This window comes from Tamlana crocina (assembly GCF_012037625.1).
Genome location: NZ_JAAVJS010000225.1, coordinates 1 through 457, shown reverse-complemented (window position 1 = coordinate 457; position 457 = coordinate 1). Strand labels below are relative to the sequence as shown.

The window sequence follows — 457 nt, the reverse complement described above, 5'->3', positions numbered from 1 at the left end:
GGCCTTGGAAAGATCGGCGATCAAAGTTATATGTTCGTGGGCCAGCAAAAAGGTTACAATACAAAGACCCGCCAATACCGTAACTTTGGAATGGCAAATCCTGAAGGTTACCGTAAAGCCCTAAGGCTGATGAAATCTGCGGAAAAATTTGGAATTCCTGTAGTTACTTTCGTGGATACCCCTGGTGCTTATCCCGGGCTTGAAGCCGAAGAGCGTGGGCAGGGAGAAGCGATCGCCAGAAATATCCTGGAGATGACCCGCCTAAAAGTTCCAATTATTGTGGTGATCATTGGTGAAGGTGCCAGTGGAGGAGCTTTAGGTATTGGAGTAGGAGATAAGGTGCTCATGCTGGAGAATACCTGGTATTCTGTAATTTCTCCTGAGTCCTGTTCTTCAATTCTTTGGAGAAGCTGGGAATTCAAGGAAAGAGCTGCCGATGCTCTAAAACTTACTGCAA

1 protein-coding gene is annotated in these 457 nt (G+C 46.4%); it reads left to right on the top strand.

The genetic code is table 11. The annotated features are described in order from the left end of the window. On the top strand, positions 1-457 hold a 457-nt coding region (locus HC176_RS16430), incomplete at both ends, for a carboxyl transferase domain-containing protein (protein ID WP_280818703.1).